Below are 23,392 nucleotides of genomic sequence, written 5' to 3' on the forward strand. Positions count from 1 at the left end.
CGACGTAATTCTTTGTAATTCTTGTAATTTCTGGCTTCGTGCGGTAAAATAAAAAAGTCGGTTACCTTTGGATGGAAGCCCGTGGCTTTTCATCGTAACGGACCTTAGTAATTTATATTAGGAGATGTTCATATTGAAGATTATGGTTGAAACTTCCGCTCGTCACATTCATCTGACGCAGGGAGATCTGGACACGCTGTTCGGCAAGGACTACAAGCTGACTCCGAAAAAGGACCTTTCCCAGCCCGGTCAGTTTGCCTGTGCGGAAAAAGTGGAAGTAGTTGGGCCGAAGGGCTCTCTTAAAATGTCGATTCTTGGTCCGGTTCGCCCGGAGACACAGGTTGAAGTTTCCAAGACCGATGCCCGTTCCCTTGGTATTGACGCTCCGGTTCGCATGTCTGCCGACCTGAAGGGTACGCCCGGCTGCAAAGTGATTGGCCCCAAGGGTGAAATCACCCTGGAACAGGGTGTGATTGTGGCAAAGCGCCATGCACACTTTACTCCGGATCAGGCTAAGGAATACGGCGTGAAAGACGGCCAGAACATCCAGATTAAGCTCGATTACAACGACCGCGCTCTGATTTTCGGCGACGTGGTTGCCCGTGTGAGCAAGACTGCCGGCCTTGCCGTACATATCGACACCGACGAAGCGAATGCTGCCGGTCTGCCGGGAACGGTTGACGGCGAAGTCATTCTTTAATTTTTAATTTTAGGGAACCGCTGACTTTGGTCAGCGGTTCTTTCGTGTCAGAAACAGGTATAGGGTAAGCGGATAGAGTACAATAAAGTTCGCAATTTCGAGAAGGTATAGAAAAGCCATTGGGACTCCTTTAAAATGAATGGTGTCAAGACATTCAAAAAGGAGTTGGTCCCAATGACTCAAGGAAAGAATAACACAGATCTTACGGAATTGCTACTGAAATGTATGGCGGAGCCCGACCCGATGCTCAGTATGCTGGAATGGCTCTGCGCTCAACTGATGGAGGCGGAGGTTTCCGGCCTTGTGGGGGCGGAAAAGAATGCGCACAATCCGTCTCGAAGTGACTACCGCTGCGGATATCGTCCCCGGAGGCTGGATACTCGCGTAGGGACGATGTATCTCATGGTGCCAAAGCTGCGCAGCCATGGATATATCCCGTTCTTTGTCACTGAACGCAAACGCAGCGAGGCGGCGCTGGTACAGGTTATTCAGGAGGCATTCGTGCAGGGCGTGTCCACACGGAAGATGGAAAAGTTGGCTCACAGTCTGGGGATAGAGAACCTCTCCCGCAGTCAGGTCAGTGAGATGACAAAAGGGCTCAATGAACAGGTACAGGAATTTCGCAACCGTTCTCTGACGGATACTCGTTATCCTGTCATTTGGACGGATGCCCTGTACGAAAAAGTCCGTATGGATGGCCGTGTCGTCAGCATGGCGGTGATGGTTGTCTGCGGCGTCAACGAGCAAGGGCACAGGGACATTCTCGCCGTGGAGCCGATGCTGGACGAATCCAAAGAGAGCTATTCCCAGTTGTTTCAAAGTCTTTTGGATCGCGGCTTGAAAACACCGCTGCTGGTGGTTTCCGATGCGAACAAAGGGCTGATTGCCGCCATCCGAGAAAGTTTTCCCGGCGCATCCTGGCAACGCTGCAAAGTGCATTTCATGCGAAATATTCTGGCCCATATACCGCAGAAAGAAAAAGAATCCTTTGCGGTCCAACTGAAAGAAATCTGGCTGGCGCCTTCCGTCCAATTAGCGCGACAGCGCGCAAAACAGTTGTCGGAGCAATATGGGAAGCGGTTTCCCAAAGCAATCGAGCTTCTGGAAGACGGGCTGGAGGACTCACTGGCTTTCTATGCATTCCCCGAGCTTGATGCCCGTAAAATCTCATCGACCAATATGCTGGAACGGCTGAACAAGGAAATCCGGCGCAGAACCAACGTCGTCGGGATATTCCCAAACAAAGATTCCTATCTGCGGTTGGTTACAACATATCTCATGGAATACGCTGAAGACTGGTCCGTTTCCAGAGCATATTTGAATCCCAAATCGATTCAGACACTTCTGCTAAGCGCAGCTTAATTCATTTCGTGGAGTCCCCAAATTGCGAACTTCTCTTGACATAGCCGGTAAGCGCAGCTGGCTGCGCTGCCTTGTGCCTGTTTTTCTACATTTTTGGCCGAAAAATATCGCCGGTATGGGGTTGTTTTACCGTGTTGAAGAATTAGATGACCGCACTGAGCATATGTTTTACTGGGGAGACGGAAACATGAGGTCGAGCCTCAAATTTTTAAATCCATTTTTTGACAGCATAGAAAAAAGAATGCCGCAAAAGGAGTGTAATTCCTTTTGCGGCATTCTCGCTTTATGATTCATGTTATGGCTTATGGCCATTAGTATTCCAGTCATGCTTCCTTTACGGATGCCGCCAGGCTTTCTGCCAGCGCATCCAGGTTGGCCATGTTGTCTTCGTTCATGGCAGAGGTGAGCGTTAGCTTTTCGTCCAGAACGGTCATATTTTTCATTTCGTTCTCCAAGAAGCTGCGCATCAGCGTGCCGGACTTGCATGCCCAAGAGCCGTTTTCCACAATGGCGAAAGTGCGGTTCTGAAGATTCAGCGCCTTCATGTCCATCAGGTAGTTGTGCATCGGCGGGTAAATTCCAAGGTTATAGGTAACAGAGGCAAGCACAATGTGGCTGTACCGGAAGGATTCGGAAATCAGGTAGGAAACGTGGGTGTTGGAAACGTCGTATAGGGCGACGTTGGTAATGCCTTTTTCCACCAGTTTGCTTGCTAGCGCGTCGGCGGCGCTTTCCGTGTTGCCATACATGGAACCGTAAACAATCAGCACACCTTTTTCTTCCGGTTCGTATTTGCTCCATTTATCGTATTTGTCCAGAAAATACCCCAGATTGGAACGCCACACGGGGCCGTGCAGGGGGCAGATGTACTTAATGTCCAGCTTGGCAGCCTTTTTCAGCAATGCCTGTACCTGCGGGCCGTACTTGCCAACAATGTTGGTGTAGTAGCGGCGGGCCTCGTCAATCCAGTCGCGGTCAAAGTTCATTTCGTCGTTGAATAGTTTGCCGTTCAGCGCTGCAAAGGTGCCGAACGCGTCCGCGGAGAAGAGCACTCCGTTGGTAGTGTCGAAGGTTGCCATAACCTCGGGCCAGTGAACCATCGGCGCGGAAACGAAGGTTACCGTATGCTTTCCAAAGGATTTGGTGTCGCCTTCTTTCACTTCTTCCGTGCGCTCGTCAATATGGAAGCCGAACTGACGCATCAGCATAAAAGCCTTGTTGTTGCTGATGATCTTGGCGTTCGGGTAACGGATCAGCACTTCTTCCATGGAAGAGGCGTGGTCCGGTTCCATGTGGTTGACCACAAGGTAGTCGAGCGGTCTGCCGTTCAAAACAAATTCAATATTCTCTAGAAACTGGCGGCAGGCCGACCAGTCCACCGTGTCGAACAGCACGGTCTGCTGGTCCAGGAGAAGGTAGGAGTTGTAGGATACCCCGCGCGGAATCGGATGAATATTCTCAAACAGAGCCAGACGGCGGTCGTTCGCGCCTACCCAGTATAAATCTTCGGTTACTTTTCTTACACTATGCATGGTGGAATCCCCCTTTACACTAAATCATTTGTTTTCCGGTGTTCATGCTTCTATGAACTGCGCTTTTTCTTCGCCGCATTCCGGGCAGATCCACTCTTCCGGGAGCGCATCAAACAGGGTGCCGGGGCGAATGTCACTTTCTGGGTCACCCGCGGCGGGATCATATTCGTATCCGCAGCCGTTGCAGACATACCGTTTCCAGTCCGGCACGGTTTTGCGGACTTTTGCCCGTTTCATTTTCTTCATGGGCGGAGCGGGCTTTTTGGGCTTGCCGTTGTCTAGTGCAGCAGTCAGCAGTGGGAGAATTTCCAGCACATCTCCTACAATGCCGTAATCGCAGTTTTTAAAGATGGGTGCGTTCGGGTTAATATTAATCGCTACGATTGTGGTTGCGTCCTTTATCCCTTTTAAATGCTGACCGGCGCCAGAAATGCCGCAGGCAATGTAAAGATTTCCGGTAAATTTCTGACCGGACATGCCCACATAGCGGTTCAGCGGCACATAATGCAGGGCTTCGGCCACCGGGCGGGAAGAACCGATTGCCGCACCTGCCTGAAGTGCAAGGGCTTTAATCAGCTCCATGTTCTCTTTCGCGCCAATTCCCTGGCCTGCGCTTACCACTCGGTCCGCCTTGACAATCGGCGTATCCGGGTCGATTCCGACGGTGAAGTCGTAGCCGTCCGCTTTCAGTGCTTCCACCAATGCGTTTACCCGTTCCTGCGCGCTTCCATCTTTATAAATTATCTTTTTACGCACGCCGGTAATTGGTTCCGCTTTGGTCCGCTGCATCGGTTCCTTCGACATTTTGCCGATAATATGGGAGGCGATGACCACACGCTGAATTTCATTGGTGCCTTCGTAAATCGTGCAGATTTTTGCGTCACGGTAGGCGCGTTCCACTTCCATGCCTTTCAGATAGCCGCTGCCGCCGAAAATTTGGAGCGCGTCGTTCACAATTTCCAGACAGCGGTCGGAAGCGTACTGCTTTGCCATGGCGGCTTCCATTCCGTACGATGCGTGCTGTTCTTTCAGCTCCGCTGCGCTGTACACCAAAAAGCGCGCGGCGCGAAGCTTGGTTGCCATATCAGCCAATTTAAAAGCGATAGTCTGCTGCTGACAGATGGGCTTGCCGAATTGGATGCGTTCTTTGGAGTAGGCAAGTGCATTTTCATAAGCGCCTTGGGCAATTCCAAGCGCCTGTGCAGCAATGCCAATGCGTCCGCCGTCCAAAGTGGATAACGCAATTTTAAAGCCCTGTCCTTCCTTGCCAAGCAGATTTTCTTTCGGAACCCTTACATTGTTGAAAATCAGCTCAGCAGTGGAGGAGGATCGAATACCCATTTTATCATAATGATCGCCAAAAGTGAAGCCTTCCCAGCCTTTTTCCACAATAAACGCGCTAATTCCATGGGTTCCTGCGCCTGGGTTGGTCACAGCAAACACAACGTAAGTATCGGCCACCGGGGCGTTGGTAATAAATATTTTCCCACCGTTCAGAATGTAATATTCCCCGTCCTTTTCCGCGGTGGTTTCTGTGCCGCCTGCGTCGCTGCCGGCGTTTGGCTCGGTCAGCCCGAACGCGGCGATTTTCTCACCCCGTGCGAGCGGAACCAGATATTTCTGCTTCTGCTCTTCCGTGCCGTAGGCAAAAATCGGCCAGGAACCCAGTGAAACATGGGCGGAAAGGATTACGCCGGTCCCACCGTCCACGCGGGAAAGCTCTTCCACTGCAATTGCGTAGCTCAGTTGGTCAAGCCCCAGCCCGCCGTACTCTTTCGGATAAGGGATTCCCATCCAGCCAAGTTTCCCCAGCGTTTGGACCGCCTCTGTTGGGAATCTGTTTTCCTTGTCCAGCTGAAACGCAAGCGGTTTCACCTCATTTTCCGCGAACTCGCGCACTTTTGCGCGCAGGGCCTCATGGCCTTCCGTTGTTTGAAATAGCATAACAGCTTCCTCCCCTTGTCTGTTTCTTTGTATCTCATAAAACCGTCGGATTCGACCGGTTATGAGTCCAATGAACCTATAAAATTGAAGATTATGCAGAATACTTGATAAATTTTATCCGGTTTAACCGCAAAAAAAGAAAAGAAGGACAATGTGCTGAAAAACGGAACCGGAAGAGCAGCCTCAGGCGTCGTTGGATAGAATCTGCCGAAGGCTGCGGGCGCGCAGTTCAGAATCCAGAACATGCTGAATTTGGAGCAGGTGTTTGTTGACACTGCATGTGCAATCGTATTGCTGCCTCCATGCGCATTGATGCCCCGGTTTTGTACAGGTGCTGATTAAGTGATCGCCTTCCATAATCTGGGTTAGGTCGTACAGGCTGACCTTGTTTAAATCCGCGACCAACTGACAGCCGCCGTCCGCACCGCGGGAAATCTGAATTAAGCCGGCGCGTTCCAGCTTTTTTAGTATTTTATAAGTAAACTGCTGCGGCAGAAGTTCCTTTTGGCAGATGTCCCCGGCGGTTACCCGCTGCCCGTCCGAAAGCACGCGCAAAATGCGCAGGGCGTAATCTGTTTCGCGTGTAATAAGCAGTTTCATTCCCTCCAATCCGTCCGATGCAGGAATTTTTCTAAAATAAATATATCATTCTGGATAAACTTTGTCAAGTATAAAGTGAACGAGAATTATGAATCAAGAACAGAGCATCATAAGCGATTCTTTCGCGTGCGATTTTGCGATTTATTTAAAAAGAACAGCTTACTGTTCCATACGGTGAAGTACGGCAAATAAGCTGTTTTCTTCTTATCGTTCATTTTATTCACTTTCTGTTTCCGCTTTTGGGAACGACGGCCGCAGCTTGAAAATCAGGAATACCCAAACCACCGACAGTGCAAACACGACTCCTTCTGTCAGAACGGGATTGGTGTAAGTGCTGAGCGTTGCAGCGGCAAAATCCAAAACAAAGTGCGCCAGAAGTGCCAGAAGGTAGAATACGGGCCTGCGTTCGTTCAGTGCTTTGAACACCAGTACGGTGGCGAACAGGTGGAAGGCGACCGCGAATACGCGTTCCAGCACACCAAGAAAGACTAACTGAGGGGTGGCAGCCGCCATGGCGGCAAGAATTTGGTTTGCCGTGTCCGGGTAAGCGGCCAGCGTTTTTTGCAGCGTCCCGTTGTTAATCATGATGGAGTAGGTAATATTATTGATTTGTGTCATGCCGGTTAGAAGAATCACTTCGCAGTAACCGTGCCCCAATCCGAACGCGATAGCATCGCGGAACAGCCAGTCCTTTTTCTGAAGGAAGCCGGCGAACAAATAACGGGCACTTTCCTCAAATAATCCGGCGGTAAAGGCCAGCATCATCAGGTAAGGAATGGTATTTGCCGCAAACGCCTTGAACCAATCCTGTGTTTTCAGCACGTTCAGAATTTGGAGTCGAAGCAGAATCTGAGATACAAAAAAGGATGCGAAGCCAAGAAACATCGGTTTTTTATTGATTTTTTTCTTCCAACATAACACAATTAGAAGCACAATGGGCAGCACGATTTCGGCTGCCGCCGCAAACAGGAATGACACAAACAATGGGGCAGAAACAACGGTACCGGTTTTTATCATCATGGACTCATTCTTTCCTAATTAGTAACCGCCTGGGCTTTCGAATTGCTTTCATCAATGGTTACTGCATTATAAAACAACAAACAGAATCACGGCTACCACAATCAGCACACATCCGCCGCGCCGCGCGTAAGATATGGACTGTTTCAGCCCGACCTGCCGGCTGGTTTCCGGTGTGGAGAAAGGGAAGGGGAACAGGAGCGCGCCAATTAGTGCAATGGAAAGCGGGACAAGAACTTTGGGCATGACTACGGCACCGACAATCAGCAGAACGATCAGCGACATCATCAGAACCAGGAACGGGGAAACGAATTTGCGGGAATAGTCCAAAAAGCGCTTTGCCTCTTCCCAGCAGGATTCACAGCAGAACGAAAGGGGTTCTCCTTCTTCCTGCTCCAAAGTGTATTCGGTTCCCGGCTCTTCGGATTCCTCCAGCGTTTTTCCGCAGTAGGCACAGTTCATAAATGGTTGTGCTCCTTTCATTTATATTAGGTGTGGCTGGCTGAAGAATTTCGGACGCAAACAGCCGACAGCATAAGAATGACCGCGAGCAGTAGAAACGCCTCGTTTTCTTACTCTTTTTTCGGCGTATTCTCCCGGCTTAAAAACTGGTTCAACCAGCTTACGACTTCTTCCAAAACAGAACCGTTCAGTTCGTAAAAGACGTATTTCCCGGCCTTTTTGCTGGAAATCAGATCGGCACTTTTTAGAATGGACAGATGATGGGAGATGGTCGCAGTCGTCGTATGGAAGGAATTGGAGATTTCTCCGGCGGAAAGGGGCTCCTCTTTCAGCAAATTCAGGATTTCCCGCCGGGTGGGGTCGGAAAGCGCTTTAAAAGTTTCCGCGGGCGGCATTGCCCTGCCTCCTTTATTTCTATTTTGTCAGAATGTATCATAACACGTACCGAAAAAAAGTCAATATTATTTTGAATTATATCAAAATGTTTTTTTCTTGACTTTCACGGTAGAATTCGTATATAATAGGGATACTTGCCCGGTTCCGGAAGAATGAGGTTCTGCGAATACGGCTTGTCAATTTGGGGAAAATCGTATATAATAGTGAAGTTGAAAAAAGCAAGGCAGAAATGCGTGCAATAGGATATGCAGGCGGGCGGGCTCTGCGCGGCGGGACGCCGTGAACCATGTCAGGCGGGGAACCGAGCAGCATTAAACGGACTGCCCCGGGCGATGCAGGTGGTCTGTTCGTCTGCATATCCTAGTGCATGAGGTGCCGCTGAACAAGCGGCCTGTCTTGCTTTCCATTTGTCCAAGGGGGTGCGTTTCGTGTATCAGGTGCTTTACCGGAAATGGAGACCCAAGGCATTTGCTGATGTGGTCGGCCAGCCGCAAGTGACCGTAACCCTCAAAAATGAACTGATGGCAGGGCGCATTGCCCATGCCTATTTATTTACCGGTTCGCGCGGAACAGGCAAAACAACCTGCGCAAAAATTTTGGCGAAGGCGGTCAACTGTTTGCACCCGGTGGACGGGGACCCTTGCGGCGAATGCGAAATCTGCCGCGGGGTGGACAGCGGTTCTGTGATGGACATTGTGGAAATCGACGCGGCCAGCAACAACGGGGTGGACAATATCCGTTCCCTGCGGGAAGAGGCGAACTTTACGCCCGCCGCCGCAAAATATCGTGTTTATATCATTGACGAAGTGCACATGCTTTCCACCGGGGCGTTCAACGCACTTTTGAAAACGCTGGAAGAGCCGCCCGCGCATGTGATTTTTATTCTTGCCACTACAGAAGTGCACAAGCTGCCGGCAACCATTCTTTCACGCTGCCAGCGCTTTGATTTTCATCGTATTGCGCCGGAGGAGATTGCCTCACGGCTGACGTATGTGACCGAACAGGAGGGCGCACACATTGAGCTGCAGGCGGCGCTTCTGATTGCGCGCTTGGCCGACGGTGCCCTGCGCGATGCGCTTTCCCTGCTGGACCAGTGCCTTGGCCGCAGCAAAGACATAACCGTGGAGGTTGTGAACGAAACGGCCGGTCTGGTTGGGCGCGACCACCTGTTTGAACTGACCGATGCCATGCGGGAAAGCGATTCTTCCCGTGCATTAGAACTGATTGACCAGCTGCATAATTCTTCCAAGGATATGGCGCGTCTGTGCGAGGAACTTTCCTCGCATTTCCGCAACCTGATGCTGATTAAAACCATGAAAGACGCGCGCGGCATGGTGGTTGTATCCGACGCGGAGTACGAACGCCTGACCAAACAGGCGCTGGCGATTCCGCTGCCCGCTATCCTGCATGGGTTGGACACGCTTCAGACTGCGCTGGAAAAGATGTACCGGGGCGGCAACCGCCGCATCGAGTTTGAAATGGCGATGCTGCGCCTGTGTTCGCCGGAACTGGATTCCACGCAGGAGGCGCTCATCCGCCGGATTGAAGCGCTGGAGCGCGGCTCGGTAAGAGTTACACCCCCAAGGGCAAAGCCGGTGGAGCAGAAAGCGCAGGCCACATCCACTGGGACTGAACCGGGACCGGAGGAGGAATCCGAAACGGTTCCGCTTCCATCGGAGGCCGAAGTGCCGCCCGAACGGCCTACACGCAATCCCGCCGCAGCCCTTCCGAAGAAAGAAGTGGACATGCTGCAGGAGAAGGCAGAGCGTCTGGCGGAATGGCCGGAAATTCTCCGCGTGCTTCGGGATTATTCGCGTTCCATCGCGAGCGCGTTCAACGGTTCCACTGCTTACGTCAGCGGGGGATACGTCCTAATTGACGCACCGAATGAAATCGCGTTTCGTCTTCTGCGCGAACCGGCGCAGCGTGACCACATGCGCAGAGCCATTCAGCAGGTGACCGGCCGGGTTTACAATCTTGGCCCTTATAAGCCCGTAAAAACGGAGCAGGCGGGGGAGGACCCCCTTAAACGTCTGGCGGGGCTGGCACAGCAGGAAGGCATTGAGGTCATCCAGAAATAAAGGTTTTATCGAATATTAATGATAGTTATTGATGACGATTGAATTTACAGGAGGAATATCGTATGAAAGCAAGACTTCCACAAGGATATGGCGGGGGCGGAGCCTCCAATCTTCAGCAGATTGCACGTCAGGCGCAGAAGCTGCAGGAAGAAATGGATCAGGTGACCAAGGAACTGGAAGCAAAGGAATATTCAGCGACTGCCGGCGGCGACGCAGTAAAAGCCACCGTGACCGGCAAGATGGAAGTAAAATCTATTCAAATTAAACCGGAAGTTGTTGACCCGGAAGACGTTGAAATGCTGTCTGACCTTGTAATCGCTTCGGTGAATGAAGCGATTCGCGCAGCCATTGCAGATAAAAACGAACGGATGGAGGCAATTTCCGGCGGCCTGAGCGTGCCGGGATTCATTTAAGATGCCATCGCCATATAATGTCGCTCCACTGTCCCGCTTAATCGAGCAGTTCGAGCGTCTCCCCGGAATTGGACATAAAAGCGCGCAGCGCTTGGCTTACTATGTTCTAGGCCTTTCGAAAGATGCCGCAGAAAATTTGGCCAACGCGATTCTCGACGCGCACGAAAAAATACATTATTGCAAAATCTGTTGCAATCTAACGGATCAGGAGCTTTGCCCGGTCTGCCGCAATGAGGCGCGCGACAAATCCATCATTTGCGTGGTGGAGGACCCGCGCGACGTCGTTGCGCTGGAACGTACGCAGGAGTTCCACGCGGTTTACCACGTGCTGCACGGCTCGATTTCCCCGTTAAACGGGGTAGGGCCGGACCAGCTCTGCATTAAGGAACTGCTGGCACGTGTGAACGCGGGCGGAGTAAAAGAAGTGATTATGGCCACGAATCCCACGGTAGAGGGTGAAGCGACCGCTATGTATATTTCGCGTCTGCTCAAACCGCTTGGTGTAAAGGTAACGCGTCTGGCTTACGGAATACCGGTCGGCGGTGATTTGGAGTATGCCGACGAGGTCACGCTTTCCCGCGCGATTGAAGGCCGCAGTGAAATTTAATTTTTGTATTTTATTGTCTACATCAAATAAACTCCTTTCATTTTGCAAATTCTTTTTAAAATGCAAATAAAGTTGTTTCAGGAGACCATAGGAAAAAGGTTTAAGGAATGCCTTGGAACTATGGTTTTTTGTTTAGAAGATTGATAGGTATAAGGAACAAGGAATAAGGTTGAAAGCCAGATAAATCAACGGATTAGAAGATTAGATGGAAAAGAAAATGGAGAGGAGAAATGGACAAAATCCCCCCTTAATCCTTCCCCCTTAAACCTCAATCCTAAAAGCACTTTATTTTCATTTTTTGCCCTAAAAATTGAGAAATGAAAGAACTTTAGGAAGTAAGGAATAAGGAAAGAGGAATTAAATGGGAAATTGGAAGAGAATAACAAGCCAGTATTCTCAAGGGTTTGAGGGGTGTTGGTGAAAGGAGTTTATTTGAAAAAGGAAAGAAGTTTGTTTGATGAACACATAGTTAGGATTAAGGAAAAAGGGGTAAGGAAAATAGGAAATAAATTAGGGAGGATTTAGGGCTTAATTAGTTGTTTCAAAAATAAAATAAAGTTGTGTTATTAAAAGGAATAAGAAATCAAGGAAAGCATTAAGAAGACAGAGTTTAGTGCAATTTTAGGGTTAAAGGCACGTGGAGATTAATGGAAATTTTCGAGAGTACTTTATTTACTTTTTATATATAACATAGGTCTCTTTTTCTGTTTCCAAAAATGATGTAGCCGAAAATTTTTAGAAACAGGAAAGTACTTTCATTACAAGGAAAGTTCTATTAAAATGAAAATAAAGTTACGTATTAACTATTGCTGATAAAAACTTCAATTACGATTTATTACTATTGGATTAGATTAAGAGGAGAAATCAAGTGTATAGTGTAAATATGAAGGATAAGATAAAAAAGTTAATAGAAAGCAAATCAGAAGGAGAGTATTGGGATTTTAAACAAGTATGGCATAAAGATAACGAAAGACTTTTGCATGACATTCTTTGTTTTGCAAATACGGTACATGATAAGGACAGTTATTTAATAATTGGCGTATCAGATACAGGTGAAATAGTTGGTGTAGGTGAGGAAAACAGAAGAAAACAAGTCGATATACTTGACTTGCTCTCAAATACAGTTTTTGCTGGTGATAATATTCCTGAAGTTCGTTTGGATACAATAGAAATTGAAGGAAAAGAGATTGATATCTTAACTATATTTAACTCTTATACCGTACCTTACTACCTAAAGGCCAAGTGCAAAAGATATAATAATATTAGAGAGGGTTACATATATACAAGAGTCGGGGATAGAAATACTCCAATAAACCAAAATGCAAGTATACAACAAATAGAAATGCTTTGGAAGAAAAGATTTGGATTAACACAACCTCCATTAGTACAGATAGCCAATAGATTGGAGAATAAATTAGAATGGGCACAGAATGAAGATGCTTACTATAATATCTATAAACCTGAATTTAAGTTAGAAGCAGAATATGATGAAGATGATAGGAATATAGGTGAATTCTATGTATATTCTCAAACTAATTCACGATTCATGTATAAAAATCTAAAGATAATGTGTAGTGAAACTGTATTAAAAGAGTTTCAATTAGTTGTGCTGGATAGTGGGAGGTATGAAACGCCTATACCCAGATGGGGGTTTGCAGGCTATGATGAATGGAGACATAACCATAAATTCACATATAAATATTTTTTAAAGGATAGTATTGATTATAAGTTACAGCAGTTTCTATTTGATACAGAGAATGAAGAAGAAGTATATGCAAAGCGAAGATTTGATGAGGTCGTTTTATACTATGAAAATGAGGAAGAGAAAATAGCATTCGAATTTTATGTTGAAAATAAACAAAGCCTAATTGAATCATATATAGTCGAAGCCGATAAAAAATTTTATGAAATTAATACTAATAACGAACTGGAAGCCAAGGAATGTAAGCGAAGGCTGTCAACGGGTTTGGCGTTAAATAGAGCATTACAAGAGTTTAGAGCATTATATAAATAAAGTATTATTTATTGATAGAGTCTTCTATGATAACTGAGGGGAACTGTATTTGGAACAATTGTAAATAAAGGGTTATAGATAAATATGAATTTGTTGAGAATAAATTGTACAAATTTTTCATGTAAGGAGGATATGTTATGATTGGTTTGCTTAATCTTGGTAGCCTAGTGCTTGGAGTAATTGCCTGGATACTTCCTGTTGTCAATCTTATGCGATATAAGAATCAGGGCAACAGAAATTGGGCTTTTCTTTCTATTATGAGCATCAGCGCTTGTGCTATTTCACTATGTTTACAGATTCTTTATGGTTACCATCTAGTAAAGATTGAGGACTGGTCTGCTCTTATGGACACTACTGGTGCTGCGGCGTTTGCCGCTATTATTCTTCTCACTGTTACTATCATATTAAATGCAATTACTCTGATTGCATATCGAGACAAAACGTCAAAGTAGGAGGATAGGGTGTTTTTGTTTGCATATAACTTGAAATGAAAAGAAGAACAAATAGATAGAAAGGGAAATTTATAATGAAACAAAACAAATACGATGATGACACCTTTTTTAATAAATATAGTAATATGGATAGGTCGAAAAATGGTCTTGAAGGTGCGGGGGAGTGGCATGAACTGAAAAATATGCTGCCTGACTTCAAAGATAAAAGGGTTTTGGATTTAGGCTGCGGGTTTGGATGGCATTGTCGCTATGCTGTAGAGAACGGTGCCAGGTCAGTAATTGGAATTGATATTTCACAAAAAATGTTAAGTGAAGCAAAGAGTAAAACAAAGTGTGGAAATATCGAGTATATCTGTATGCCAATAGAAGACATAGATTTTCCTGAAGAATCCTTTGATGTTGTTATCAGTTCCCTGGCGCTTCACTATATTAAATCCTTTGAGGATGTTTTAGATAGAGTATATAAATGCCTTTCAAGGGGTGGAGATTTTATATTTTCTGTAGAGCATCCCATTTTTACTGCCCAAGGCCCTCAGGATTGGTATTATGATGATAAGGGCAATATTCTGCATTGGCCAGTTGACCATTATTTCACAGAAGGCATTCGCAATGCTAAATTTCTAGATGAGGAAGTTATTAAATATCATCGGACACTTACTACATACTTAAACAGTCTCATAAAAATAGGTTTTGAAATAACAGGTGTTGTCGAACCAAAGCCTGCAGAAAATATGCTCAACACAGTACCTGGGATGCGGGATGAACTGCGCCGGCCGATGATGCTGCTTGTGTCAGCAAGAAAGAAGTTATATTAGAACAAAATGAAGGCGGAGGTGGAGTGCTGCGATGGTAGAAAATATTTTGAATCAAATCACCAGAGAATTGGAAGGCATACCAGGCATTATAGGTATAGTTTTAGGAGGCTCAAGAGCAAGAGGTACCAATCATGAAAAGTCCGACATAGATATCGGAATATACTATGACGAAACAGAGGGCTTTGATATCAGAGAATTAGGCAAGGTTGCTTCAAAACTAGATGATGAGCATAGAGAAAATTTAATTACACAAATAGGTGGATGGGGACCTTGGGTAAATGCGGGCGGATGGCTTGTTGTTAAAGGATATCATGTAGACTTTATATTACGTGACATAAAAAGGGTGTCTCAGGTTATTGATGATTGTTTGTCAGGAAAAGTATCTGCTCATTACCAAACAGGTCATCCCCATGCTTATCTTAATGTAATGTATATGGGCGAAGTTTCTGTTTGCAAAATACTTGTTGACCCTATGGGTAAAATTTCAGAGTTTAAATCCAGAACCAAGCCATATCCTCAAACTTTAAAAGATGCAATAGTTCAATATTTTATGTTTGAGGCCTCCTTTTCCTTAATGTTTGCTGAGGATAATGTCGATAAGGATGATATTTATTATGTATGTGGACATTGTTTCAGAAGTATTTCCTGCTTAAATCAAGTTTTATTTGCTTTGAATGAAGAATACTGCATTAATGAAAAAAAAGCGGTCAGGATGATTGATGGCTTTTTTATAAAGCCCAGGGATTATAAAAATAGAATAGATAAGATTATTACATTACTTTCCGCTGATAGAGATACTACAAGAGAAGGGATAAATATGCTTAAGGAACTTATTTCTGAAACAGAAATCCTTCTTGTTAAGTAATAAAATCATTTTGTATAGAACTTATATTACGAACTACAAGCGAGAAATTAAGAAGGAGAAACCTATAATGAAAGCAGAGATTAACCTTATTACAATTTGGACAGACGAAATTGACAGGATGAGAAATTTTTATAATCAAGTCCTTGGATTTAGAATTAAAAATGACCTTGGCAATTATGTTGAATTAGAAAATAATGGAGTAAGATTTGCTATATGTATGAGAAATGTTATGTATTCATATAGTGATGAGTATAGGAAAAAAGTAGTTGGTCAGGCTTTTGAATTGGCTTTTCCATGTGAAAATCCTGATGAAGTAGATGAAGCATTTGAAAAGTTGGTTACGATGGGAGCAACTCCTGTTCATCAACCTCAAAATATGCCCTGGAATCAAAGAACAGCATTATTTGCAGACCCAGATGGCAATATACATGAAATTTTTTCAGAGATTATTTAGGTCAAAACTTTCTATAGAAATATGTATTAAGAGGTTATACATACTTGTGTGGGAGTAATAATTTGGAAAAGCATGAGTTTGGAATAATAGATTCTTTTGAAGAAATCAAATGGTATAGTGACTATGAACCTGAAAAATATAATTGTATTTCTGTTAGTGACGATTTATTTGAAGAATTAATTATAAAGTGTAATGAAGAATTATTGGCAATTAAAACATATTTTCAGGTTACAACCCAGCCAGGTACCGGATTAGATTATTGCGGTGTGACGCTTATCCCTCCAGAATCCCTCAAACAATTCAGGGATATTATTATAAAGGCAAATAATCACTTCAAGGCAAAAGAACTTCAACTTCTCACTGAAAAAATAACTGAGGCTATAACAGGAAACAAGTATTTAATTCACTATGGAATATAACAACATTGTTCTCCAAAACCCTTAATCCTCAAAACTTATCCCCATTTGAGGGCATTTCAGGTGCATTACGGAAACTTAAAGTATGTTATGGGAATTTATAAACAGATATGAAAATTAAGCGTAAAATGTGGTATAATATATATAGGTATTTGAAAGCCAAGGTGTGCAAACACCTTGACCCTAAAACTATTAATAAATAGGGCTATTAGGATTTTTTTAAGTGCTTTGGAGATTTAGCGGTCTTTCCAAGGCATTTTTTCTTATTAGTTGTATTGATAAAAAATGTGAAGAAGGGAATCAAGCATATTTTCAAAGATGTATTAGCCATGAGAGGAATTTTATAAATTTCGCCTCATCCTTCTAAAAAATTTCATCTAAATGAATTTTAAGTTCCTTAAAAGTTTGAGATACTGCACAATCATTGCCTTTGTAAATAGCATCCTGTTTGTGCTCATCTCCTTCTAATACATATACTGTATACCCTAAGAAATTTGTGTCATGAATAAAAAGTCTTGTTAAGAATCATGGTGAAAATAGGGTAGAAAACCTTATTGGAGCCATGATTTTTTTGTTAGTTTTAAGGGCAAAGAGATAAGGGAAAAAATAAAAAATTACTTTCATGTTTTTTGCAAATGAAATTTCCCCACTTTTGCAAAATGAGCACTGGAAAATTTGCCAGCAGTTTAAAGCATTATAATTGCATTTTTCAATCATGTCAAGGATTCGCTAACGCTTGCCCTACGGGCTTTGTCCTTGACATGATTTTCAAATACAATTACTAAAACCTTATCCTGCTTGGCAAAAATTCTGGAAATTTTTCGTTGTAATTCTGGGGAATTTTATTTTGCAATTAACACTTTCATGAGGGGCAAAACTTGTTAAATAAAAATGGAGTTATATTATATTAAGGTCATAATAGTATTTGAATGCGAAGCAAAAATTATTTATATAATTTTTAAGTAGGCTTGAAATTAGGTCTACTAATATTTTTTATTAAAATGCAATATATAATTGACATAATGCAATATATATATTATAATAAGTAATGTAAGGAGGGAGGATATGAAAAATAAAAGAATGAAAATTGCCCGCTTGGAATGCGATATGAAACAAGAGGATTTAGCAAAAATTGTGGGTGTAACAAGACAAACCATTAGTTTAATTGAATCAGGCGATTACAATCCTTCACTTAATCTCTGTATTGCAATATGCAAAGCGCTTGGTAAAACATTAAATGATTTATTCTGGGAGGAAGTATAATGAGAAAACAAAAATTCATGATGAAAGAATTCTAACACAAAAAAGGAAAATAGGAAGTGATGCATTTCAAATACTTTTTTACAGTTTGCTTTTGTCGGTTTTAGTCCAACAATATATGTTTAACGCACCATTTTCACAATATGCAGTTGAGACAATTTTACTTCTTGCGATTTCCATATATATTATTGTTCGCAATATAATGGTTGGAAATGACCTGTTTGAATCTTCGAAATACAACCAAAAACTTGTTGTGGTAAATAGCATTGTTAGCGGACTTGTCTTTGCAATTATCAACACTACTCTTAATTATATAAAATTAGGGGATTCACTTAAAATAGATATTATAAATACTGTATTAGTTTTTGTCATAACCTTTTTGTGCTCATTTATTATTGCATTTGTTGTATTTGAAATTCTTTATGTAATAAACAAGAAAAAGCAAAAGCAAATTGAGTCCATATTAAATAATGAAGATAGCGACAGTGAATAAAATAAACACGCTCTCCACTATATAACTAAAATAAACTCCACTCCATGATAATAAACTTCGCTCTATAAAAATAAAGTCCATTCCTAAACCTCGTAGTAAATACACGATAACTTCTAATTTGCTACGGGGTTTTTGCTTTTGTAAGAAGAGGGTTAAGGTGTAGAATTAAGGGGATTAGACATTTTATTAGCATTTCGAATATAACATTGATATAGTTACAGAAAAGTTGATTAAATTATTAACCCTTAATCCACGAAACTTTTTCCTATTTGAGGGCATTTCAGGTACATTACGGGAATTTTAAGTGCGTTATAGGCATTTCAGGTACGTTATGGGAGTACAGGTGTATAACCCAAAAAACTCATGTCAAGAATAAAAAAGTCATGTTAGACATTCACTAATTATATATTTCTTGATACAAGATTAGGAATGCAATTATATTACACATAACAGGCTTTTACTCCCGCTTATGTTGCATTTTCTTTTATCTAATTTCTATAAATGATAGAATGATAATTCCAAAAATAAAAAATTACTTTCATGAGGGGCAAAACTTGTTTAAATGAAAATGAAGTTATGTTATATTAAGGTCATAATAGTTAAAATTATACGAAATAAAATCTTCATAAAAAATACTGCTAATAATAATATACATATATATGAGTACGATGATTAAATCTTCGAGGTGAGTATAGATGAAAATATTGAATTTAATTTGTAAAAGGACAAATTGTTATCTCCTTGAATCCAGTTGTGGTTGGATAATGATAGATACTGATTTTCCAGGTACTCTTTATCGGCTTATGAACTTATTGAATCAGCATGATATCAAAATAAGTGATATCAAATATTTAATTGTAACACATTTCCATCCAGACCATGCTGGTATTGCACAAGACTTAAAGAATTTAGGAATAAGATTAATTATACATGAATGTCAGGTTACTTTTGTAGACAATCTAAATAACTTTTACAAAAAGAATCCTCAATTTAATTTTACAGATATTCTATCTGAGGGTAATATCGTAATTTCTAGCAAAGAAAGTAGAGACTTCCTCAAAAGTATGGGAATAGAAGGGGAAATAATCCAAACACCTGGTCATACAGATGATAGCATAAGCCTCATTATTGATGGATGTTGTGCATTTACAGGCGACCTTCCAGAATTCAGTCTTATGGAAGTCTATAACGACCAAACAATCAAAGACAGTTGGAAATTAATAAAGGATTATAAAATAACAAAAATATATCCAAGTCATGGAAACCCATATACTATAATTTAGTGTACAATGGTATATCTCCTCTTGTATATACACAATAAACTCCACTCCGTAATAATAAACTTCACTCTATAAAAATAAAGTTCGTTCCAAAATTCCGTAGTAGATGCAAGAGAAATCTTCATTCGCTGCGAGGTTTGTTTTTTTTACAGGGGAAAGGACTAAGGAGTAAGGGACAAGGCTAAAGACATTCTTAGGTGTTATTGAGGTAAGAGATGGGATAATACACCATGAGCAGTGATGTATACAAAATATAGAAAGGAAGGAGTAAGGAGATATGGAGAATATTTTTGATGATATACTGGAAGAGGCTCTGAAAAAAGGTAAGTTAATAGCAGAAATGTCTTGTACACTGCATATTGTGAAGAAATTAAAGGGGATGGGTTTTACTGTAAAGCAAGTGCTACAAACCATTGAATTACCTGAGAATGCAGTAACGAGGGTTTTTGACGGTAAAGAAGATATTAGAAAAATAGCAGAAGACATTGTAAATCATCAAATAGCAGAAAACAGAGGTAAAATTCCACAAGAGCGGGACTTTATAAAATGGGTAGAAAACGCTCTTGAATATTTTATGCCGCCACAAGAAAAGGAAGAACTAATACCTCTTAAAGAACCACAGAGGCTCACTTGTGAACAGTGGGCTCAGTATACTCCCTATGAAAACAAATTGGAACTTTTTGATGGACAAGCGCTGGCAGACTTAAGAGAACGGGAAAATATGATAATTGCCCTTATATATAATATTGGCCTGAAACACTTTGTTAAAATACTTCCGCAGGAGTCTAAAGCAATATTGAAAGAACTTATAAATGAACACTAGAAGAAAGACTTATATTTTTATATAAGATTAATTATTAAAATATATCATATTATTCAGTGCAAATTATAGTAGTAATTTATACGTTCTAGTAGTATATTAAAAACTAAATTTTAGGAAGGAGTTATTAACAGATGATAAATGTTGTTCTATTACAATAATATCTATACCTGCGAGGGCTAAAAAATGCGTATAAGTGTGCTAAGAGAAGATACAAAACAAAAAAAGGATTAAGGTCCAAAGGGAAGTACCCTTAACCCTTGTTATAGCATAATTAGAAGTCACTGAAATCTGAATCATTCTTTATATCCAGTTTAAGTCTTTTTATATAACCATGCAACATTTTGATAATCTCAACTACTTTTGCATCTAAAGAATCATACTTCTCTTTATGTAAATAACCATTCTGATAGGCAGTAAGAAGATGATTTCTAACTTCTCCTGCACTACCTAACGCAGCATTTGCATGGAATAGTTCTCTTTTTATGAATAATTGGGTATTTCCTTCTGCAATATTTGCACCTACACTTCGAGAAGCCCTTACCAACTGGTCTGTAAGTCTATATTGCTCATATGCCGGAAATCCTTTTGCCAATATACCTATCTCCTGCTCAAAAGCATTTGCCTTTTGCCAAACTTTGAGAGTTTTAAAATCCTTTATAAGTAGATTTTCAGACATTTAACTCATCCTTTCAAATTTGATTTTTCACATTATACGTATTGTTAGTGATAAGTCAAATTCTGATAGAAAAGTTTTTATAAAGTAATTACTGAAGGGCAAAAGGGCTAAGGAAAAAAATAACGCATAATTAATCCATAGCCCTTTAACATTAGAACTAATATCCTAACATGAATTTGACGCTTAAAATCTATTTAAGCATTGTAAAATTAAGGCTTTGATGGAGTTGACTAAATACATAATTATAGGAAAGGGTAAGGTGGAAAAGAGAGAAAGGATTTTGGATTATAATGATAGACAAAAATACTTGACTTTGTATTAAATGATTTACTATAAAAAAATTGTTCTGAATAATAAGGTATTTTAAATAAATAAACATTATATACCTCCATTAAATAAATTCCTACGCTTACCTGGTTAACAGGTAAGCAATTTTTTTATTGTAGAAATACTTGAAATTATAAAAAATGGTTTATTAGGATAGCAAAGAACATAAAGGAGCCTGACACTTTAAGAAGGACATTTTTAAAACAAAATTAGAATTAGAAAAGGAGTGCTGCATATGAATAACAATATAATTATTGGTGTTGACCACGGTAACAGATTTATTAAATTTTCAGAAGGGATTTATTCATCAGGATATTTTGAAAGTCTGACTGTTCCCCCTATAACAGAAAACTTACTGTATTACAACGGCAAATACTATTCAATCGGAGGGAATAGAGTTAAATACCGTTATGATAAAACAATAGATGAAACTTTCTTTATCCTCACACTTCCAGCATTGGCTATGAGGCTAAGCAAAGAGGGAATAACAAGTGCAGACGTGATTTTGGGAGTTGGAGTACCATTATCCCACTTTCAATTAAAACAAAAGTTCATAAACTATTTTAAAAGAGATAATATTCATTTTACCTATAACCAGAAGAAATACCAGGTAAATATTAAAGAGGTTATGTGCTTTCCACAGGCTATTTCAGGCTATATGCTTCACTTTGAAAAGTATAGAGGAATTGACTTTTTGAATTTGCTTGATTTTGGCCAAGTTACCCTGGATGCGGTAAAAATACATCAGGGAAGGCCCTTGATTGATTCTGCAATCAGTTTGAACTGGGGAATGTTAAAATTAGTTAAAACAATACAAGAGCAGATAAGAAAGGAAACAGGCATCGAAATTACAGAAGAGCAAATTGAGATGACGCTTCAAGGGAAGAAGGCATTACTTTTCAATGATAGAATAAATAAAATTATAGAATCAGCAACTATTACTTTTATCAATGATATGCTTGATGAACTGAGGGAAAACGGATATGAACTTCAGGCGACAATGAATCTGCTAATGGGCGGGGGAGCATACATCGTGCAAAACACTCTTGACAAGGGGAAAGACCAAAACCGAATCGGATATACTGAGATACTTCCTGAAAGTCAAATTGCAAATGCTGTTGGATATGAGAGATTAGTAAGAGAAGCCCTGAGAAGAAGGTGAAGATGATGAGGGAAGTAAAGAGAATAAACCTCAGTTTTGATTTAAGAAATGAGAAATTGAGAGAAGCATATGGAATAATAGTATCCAAAAGGTCTGCAAAAACAGCATTTGTTGCAGATGCCGTCCTTGCTTATTTAGAGAATAATACGCTAATAAATAAGCAGTGTATTAAAGAGGCTGTAAAAGAGGCGATTCAGGAAATGGGAGGTATAACAGTTAATAAATCAAATAATAATGAAGAATCGGCAGGTGGTATCCCTGACGATGTATTTGATATTATAAGCCAGATATGAGAAAAAGGGCAGAATAAGGTATTGTGTCTTTTCTGCTCTTTTTATATGAAGTTTAATGTGTATACTTAATGTTAAACTTAGCACATAAAGGAACTGGAAAAATTAGTTGGGAACTAAGAAGAACTATACAAATTAAATTTAAAGATAAACTTCTTTACAAATAATTCTGGGATATGCTATATTTAAAATGCATTCTGGGAAATGTAGTTGACAAACGGGCAAAATAGGGGAAGAGATTGCTTTGTTGCAGTTTCTTTCCTTATTTTGTTTTATACAAATTAATTTTTTTCAGGAGCGCGAAGTGTAAAATCCGATTTTAGAAACGGTTTCCTTAATTAGAAAATAAGTAAGATAAATTTTTAGAATTCAAGTATTTTATGTCAGAAACAGAGCAAATACATAGGCTTTTAATAGATAAAAGGTTTAGAAACGGTTTTAAGCGTTAAGGGGTAAAAAGTGATTCTAAAAAAGCAGGTGTAGGGGGATTATAGGTTAAAGGGGATAGGGGCCTTGGAATTAAAAACTGCATAATATGATAGTAACTATTAAATGTATTAAATTTTCTTACCCATTATCTTATTAAAATCTATAGAAAAAGACTTTCCAGTTTTCTTGCTGGAAAGCCTTGTAAAATAATTAGTCAGTAAGCCATTCATCTAAATAGTCAATCATTTGACTTATGCTTGGGTATTTTTCGTTAAACTGTTCAGGTGATAGTTCAGGTATTTCTTTTGATATTTTTACAAGAAGAGCCTTTAATTCTTCTAATAAATCCTTTTCACAGTCATAGTTGAATTCGTATACAGTTACTAAAGTATCAAGGTAGAAATCCAATTTTTTATATTGAATAGAGTCTTTACCCAAAACCTTCTCGGCATTACTTAATAGGGCTTTAACTTCTGGTTTGAGATGCTTATTTTTCATACAGCACCAACTCCTTTCCAAGAT

General features: G+C 41.2%; 26 protein-coding genes and 1 other RNA gene. 19 read left to right on the forward strand and 8 right to left on the reverse strand.

The features are described from left to right. The first annotated feature begins 142 nt into the window (after positions 1-142). From ACSVDI_RS05655 to ACSVDI_RS05665, 3 genes are all read left to right on the forward strand, one after another. Complete coding sequence (locus ACSVDI_RS05655) at positions 143-700, forward strand: PduL/EutD family phosphate acyltransferase (protein WP_457945603.1); 558 nt, start codon at positions 143-145, stop codon at positions 698-700. 174 nt (positions 701-874) lie between these two features. Next, entirely contained in the window at positions 875-2,062 is a 1,188-nt protein-coding gene (locus ACSVDI_RS05660; protein WP_135661204.1) for an IS256 family transposase, read from the forward strand. Between the two features lie 22 nt (positions 2,063-2,084). After that, positions 2,085-2,351 carry a hypothetical protein gene (locus ACSVDI_RS05665; protein ID WP_457945347.1) on the forward strand — a complete coding sequence of 89 codons (267 nt, stop codon included), beginning with the start codon at positions 2,085-2,087 and terminating at the stop codon, positions 2,349-2,351. A gap of 34 nt (positions 2,352-2,385) precedes the next feature. On the opposite strand, the gene ACSVDI_RS05670 is transcribed toward ACSVDI_RS05665, so the two are convergent. The 6 genes from ACSVDI_RS05670 to ACSVDI_RS05695 all read right to left on the reverse strand — a co-directional run bounded on the left by ACSVDI_RS05670 (position 2,386) and on the right by ACSVDI_RS05695 (position 8,012). After that, on the reverse strand, positions 2,386-3,594 hold the full coding sequence (locus ACSVDI_RS05670; protein ID WP_457945348.1) for an FprA family A-type flavoprotein: 1,209 nt from the start codon (positions 3,592-3,594) through the stop codon (positions 2,386-2,388). A gap of 42 nt (positions 3,595-3,636) precedes the next feature. Next, the gene (locus ACSVDI_RS05675) at positions 3,637-5,538 is read right to left on the reverse strand and encodes an acyl-CoA dehydrogenase family protein (RefSeq protein WP_457945349.1); all 1,902 of its coding nucleotides are present in this window, start codon (positions 5,536-5,538) and stop codon (positions 3,637-3,639) included. A 183-nt stretch (positions 5,539-5,721) separates the two neighbouring features. Further along, positions 5,722-6,138 carry an RrF2 family transcriptional regulator gene (locus ACSVDI_RS05680; RefSeq protein WP_457945350.1) on the reverse strand — a complete coding sequence of 139 codons (417 nt, stop codon included), beginning with the start codon at positions 6,136-6,138 and terminating at the stop codon, positions 5,722-5,724. Positions 6,139-6,354: 216 nt separating this feature from the next. Next, a complete protein-coding gene (locus tag ACSVDI_RS05685; protein ID WP_457945351.1) occupies positions 6,355-7,158 on the reverse strand; it encodes a YhfC family intramembrane metalloprotease in 804 nt (267 codons plus the stop codon). Between the two features lie 66 nt (positions 7,159-7,224). After that, positions 7,225-7,617, reverse strand: coding sequence for a hypothetical protein (locus ACSVDI_RS05690; RefSeq protein WP_457945352.1), 393 nt, complete (start codon positions 7,615-7,617; stop codon positions 7,225-7,227). A 110-nt stretch (positions 7,618-7,727) separates the two neighbouring features. Continuing rightward, a complete protein-coding gene (locus tag ACSVDI_RS05695) occupies positions 7,728-8,012 on the reverse strand; it encodes an autorepressor SdpR family transcription factor (protein ID WP_457945353.1) in 285 nt (94 codons plus the stop codon). 254 nt (positions 8,013-8,266) lie between these two features. Here ACSVDI_RS05695 and ffs point away from each other — a divergent pair. The 14 genes from ffs to ACSVDI_RS05765 all read left to right on the forward strand — a co-directional run bounded on the left by ffs (position 8,267) and on the right by ACSVDI_RS05765 (position 19,986). Continuing rightward, positions 8,267-8,365: signal recognition particle sRNA small type (ffs, locus tag ACSVDI_RS05700), an RNA gene on the forward strand. A gap of 76 nt (positions 8,366-8,441) precedes the next feature. Next, positions 8,442-10,094, forward strand: a complete 1,653-nt coding sequence (gene dnaX / locus ACSVDI_RS05705; RefSeq protein ID WP_457945354.1) for a DNA polymerase III subunit gamma/tau — start codon at positions 8,442-8,444, stop codon at positions 10,092-10,094. Between the two features lie 62 nt (positions 10,095-10,156). After that, positions 10,157-10,507, forward strand: coding sequence for a YbaB/EbfC family nucleoid-associated protein (locus tag ACSVDI_RS05710; RefSeq protein ID WP_457945355.1), 351 nt, complete (start codon positions 10,157-10,159; stop codon positions 10,505-10,507). A 1-nt stretch (position 10,508) separates the two neighbouring features. After that, positions 10,509-11,114, forward strand: coding sequence for a recombination mediator RecR (recR, locus tag ACSVDI_RS05715; protein WP_457945356.1), 606 nt, complete (start codon positions 10,509-10,511; stop codon positions 11,112-11,114). 868 nt (positions 11,115-11,982) lie between these two features. Further along, positions 11,983-13,128: an RNA-binding domain-containing protein gene (locus ACSVDI_RS05720; RefSeq protein WP_457945357.1), complete on the forward strand. Its 1,146-nt coding sequence runs from the start codon at positions 11,983-11,985 to the stop codon at positions 13,126-13,128. Between the two features lie 137 nt (positions 13,129-13,265). Next, positions 13,266-13,580: a hypothetical protein gene (locus ACSVDI_RS05725; protein ID WP_074365374.1), complete on the forward strand. Its 315-nt coding sequence runs from the start codon at positions 13,266-13,268 to the stop codon at positions 13,578-13,580. A 74-nt stretch (positions 13,581-13,654) separates the two neighbouring features. After that, on the forward strand, positions 13,655-14,395 hold the full coding sequence (locus ACSVDI_RS05730; RefSeq protein ID WP_457945358.1) for a class I SAM-dependent methyltransferase: 741 nt from the start codon (positions 13,655-13,657) through the stop codon (positions 14,393-14,395). Positions 14,396-14,426: 31 nt separating this feature from the next. Then, positions 14,427-15,260, forward strand: coding sequence for a nucleotidyltransferase domain-containing protein (locus ACSVDI_RS05735; protein ID WP_129724976.1), 834 nt, complete (start codon positions 14,427-14,429; stop codon positions 15,258-15,260). Positions 15,261-15,327: 67 nt separating this feature from the next. Then, positions 15,328-15,714 (forward strand): VOC family protein, encoded by a 387-nt coding sequence (locus ACSVDI_RS05740; protein WP_068556432.1) that lies wholly within the window; start codon positions 15,328-15,330, stop codon positions 15,712-15,714. 62 nt (positions 15,715-15,776) lie between these two features. Further along, positions 15,777-16,133 carry a hypothetical protein gene (locus tag ACSVDI_RS05745; RefSeq protein WP_457945359.1) on the forward strand — a complete coding sequence of 119 codons (357 nt, stop codon included), beginning with the start codon at positions 15,777-15,779 and terminating at the stop codon, positions 16,131-16,133. A 1,062-nt stretch (positions 16,134-17,195) separates the two neighbouring features. After that, the gene (locus ACSVDI_RS05750) at positions 17,196-17,393 is read left to right on the forward strand and encodes a helix-turn-helix transcriptional regulator (RefSeq protein ID WP_457945360.1); all 198 of its coding nucleotides are present in this window, start codon (positions 17,196-17,198) and stop codon (positions 17,391-17,393) included. Further along, positions 17,368-17,883: a DUF6773 family protein gene (locus ACSVDI_RS05755; protein WP_457945361.1), complete on the forward strand. Its 516-nt coding sequence runs from the start codon at positions 17,368-17,370 to the stop codon at positions 17,881-17,883. Before ACSVDI_RS05750 ends, ACSVDI_RS05755 begins: the two co-directional genes overlap by 26 nt. 695 nt (positions 17,884-18,578) lie before the next feature. Continuing rightward, positions 18,579-19,166 carry an MBL fold metallo-hydrolase gene (locus tag ACSVDI_RS05760; RefSeq protein WP_457945362.1) on the forward strand — a complete coding sequence of 196 codons (588 nt, stop codon included), beginning with the start codon at positions 18,579-18,581 and terminating at the stop codon, positions 19,164-19,166. A gap of 274 nt (positions 19,167-19,440) precedes the next feature. Then, positions 19,441-19,986, forward strand: a complete 546-nt coding sequence (locus tag ACSVDI_RS05765; RefSeq protein WP_457945363.1) for a hypothetical protein — start codon at positions 19,441-19,443, stop codon at positions 19,984-19,986. 271 nt (positions 19,987-20,257) lie between these two features. Here the strand turns inward: ACSVDI_RS05765 and ACSVDI_RS05770 are convergent, their stop codons facing one another. Beyond that, on the reverse strand, positions 20,258-20,662 hold the full coding sequence (locus ACSVDI_RS05770; RefSeq protein ID WP_457945364.1) for a four helix bundle protein: 405 nt from the start codon (positions 20,660-20,662) through the stop codon (positions 20,258-20,260). A 562-nt stretch (positions 20,663-21,224) separates the two neighbouring features. Between ACSVDI_RS05770 and ACSVDI_RS05775 the strand changes: the two genes are divergently transcribed. After that, entirely contained in the window at positions 21,225-22,151 is a 927-nt protein-coding gene (locus ACSVDI_RS05775; RefSeq protein ID WP_457945365.1) for a ParM/StbA family protein, read from the forward strand. 5 nt (positions 22,152-22,156) lie between these two features. Continuing rightward, positions 22,157-22,444, forward strand: coding sequence for a hypothetical protein (locus ACSVDI_RS05780; RefSeq protein ID WP_162784467.1), 288 nt, complete (start codon positions 22,157-22,159; stop codon positions 22,442-22,444). Positions 22,445-23,080: 636 nt separating this feature from the next. On the opposite strand, the gene ACSVDI_RS05785 is transcribed toward ACSVDI_RS05780, so the two are convergent. After that, positions 23,081-23,368, reverse strand: a complete 288-nt coding sequence (locus ACSVDI_RS05785; protein ID WP_457945366.1) for a hypothetical protein — start codon at positions 23,366-23,368, stop codon at positions 23,081-23,083. Positions 23,369-23,392: the final 24 nt, after the last annotated feature.

The sequence above is a fragment of the Caproiciproducens sp. LBM24188 genome (assembly GCF_054130445.1).